Origin of the sequence: Methylobacterium sp. B1, assembly GCF_000333255.1 — a bacterium.
GTDB classification, from domain to species: domain Bacteria; phylum Pseudomonadota; class Alphaproteobacteria; order Rhizobiales; family Beijerinckiaceae; genus Methylobacterium; species Methylobacterium fujisawaense.
On sequence record NZ_BACT01000433.1, the window covers coordinates 1 to 1661 of the forward strand.

Sequence of the window (1661 nt, forward strand, 5' to 3'; positions counted from 1 at the left end):
CCGTCGGTGTGGATCGAGCCGTATTTGAGCTGGCTGCGCCGCATGATCGTGGTCAGACGCGGGCAGGAGACGAGGTCGATGCCGAACTTCTCCCCGAGGATCTTGGAGAAGGCGTCGCTCTCCAGCTCGTCGATCAGCGCCTTGAACCGGCCCTTCAGGGCGACCTCGTCGACCGTGAGGTAGCCGGGCTTGGCGATCTCGGGGAAGTCGCGGCGGATGTCGTCGATCGCGTCGGGCTTCAGGACGTTGCTGCCGAGCGTGTAGGCGTAGGGCTCGTGGGAAACGGGCGCGGCGCGCACGGCGGAGATGTCGAGGATCGAGAGAGCGGACATCGCTGGGTCCCTTGACTCCGGCGCCGGTCGGCCGGCACGCCGGGCGCCGGAGACGCGTGCCGGAGGGCCGGTCGAGCCATCGTGCCCGGGTCGCCGCGCAGGCGTCCACGATCACAAATCTAAAGCGGCTTTCGGCAATCCCGGAATCTCCTAATCCGCCGATTGCGGCGGTCCGACGGCGAAAGCGGCCCGGTGGCGCATTCCGGTGACAGTCTCGGGCGGTCCGCTTGTGCAGGATGGTGCCAGACCCGCGGGCTTTCTTCCCGGGTGCGTACCGGAACCCGTTCCCGATGAGGCCGTGGGCCCTCGCCTTGCTGTTCAGCCACCTCGCCGTCGTTGCGGTCGGGTTGGAGGCCCGTGCGCAGTCGCGGCCGCCCCGCGGCTCGATGACGGCCCGCATGACCTGCTCCGAGGCCATGGCCCTGGTGAGGAACGAGGGCGACGTCGTCATCGCCGCCGGGTCGGCCCCGGAGCGTTTCGTGAGCAATCCCGGCCAATGCAGCGCCTCCGAGATCGCCGAGCTGCGCTTCGCCCCCACGCGCGACAACCCGCAATGCCCGATCGGCTATCATTGCCGCGAGCCGGGCTTCGAGGAATGGAACTGGTAGCCGCGCCGACCGCGTAAATCGCCGCACCGTCGGAACGTGACCAAAGTTTCACGCGACAGCCCGGGGCAAGTGCCACTATCTGGCCATCAGCCGGGGTCAAGGCCGCCGGCGGCGTCCCCAGTGGGCGCGCACGGATGGGGGATCGACGCGTGGCAGCACTCAGGACCGGACTGGGAATCCAGGCCGTGCTCACGGCTCTGGCCGCGCTGATCCTGCTGGCATTTCCCGGTATTCCGAGCCCGCCGCTCTATGTCTCGCTCGCCGGCTTCGCCATGGCGGGCATCCTGATCGCCGCGAACGGCATCTCGGCCTATCTGAAGGTCTTCGTCTCGGTTTACGGCGTCGGCTACCTGCTGCTGGCCGGATCGAAGACGATCGCCGCCATGGGCCTGCTGCCGCCGGTGATCGCGGCGCTTCTGCCGCCCGCCTTCGCCGCCACCGGTGCGGTGGTCTTCGCCGCCATCGTGCTCGGCATCTCGCATCTCGAGCCGATCCGGGCGATCACCAACATCGCCGACCCGTATTTCGCCAACCGCGACAAGCCCACCAAGGAGATCGGCCTGTTCCGGTGGTTCGGCACCACGGAGGGCCGGATCGGCCGCAACCTCGTGGCCCTGTCGATCTTTGTGAACTTCGCCGACGTTGCGCTGACGTTGCGGTTCAACTTCTTCTACCGCGACATCTACAACTCGCTTCAGGAATACGACGCGAACGCCTTCTG

General features: G+C 67.7%; 1 protein-coding gene and 2 pseudogenes. 2 read left to right on the forward strand and 1 reads right to left on the reverse strand.

The features are described from left to right. Positions 1 to 332, reverse strand: a pseudogene (locus I53_RS12685) (2OG-Fe(II) oxygenase); the annotation flags it as partial. A 290-nt stretch (positions 333 to 622) separates the two neighbouring features. Here I53_RS12685 and I53_RS12690 point away from each other — a divergent pair. Together I53_RS12690 and I53_RS12695 are read left to right on the forward strand one after the other, a co-directional pair. Continuing rightward, the gene (locus tag I53_RS12690) at positions 623 to 940 is read left to right on the forward strand and encodes a hypothetical protein (protein ID WP_043351228.1); all 318 of its coding nucleotides are present in this window, start codon (positions 623 to 625) and stop codon (positions 938 to 940) included. Positions 941 to 1089: 149 nt separating this feature from the next. After that, positions 1090 to 1661, forward strand: a pseudogene (locus I53_RS12695) (ABC transporter ATP-binding protein/permease); the annotation flags it as partial.

What these genes read in the sequence shown, in the direction of transcription:
- I53_RS12690 (WP_043351228.1), top strand. Translation starts at nt 623, where the DNA reads ATGAGGCCGTGGGCCCTCGCCTTGCTGTTCAGCCACCTCGCCGTCGTT.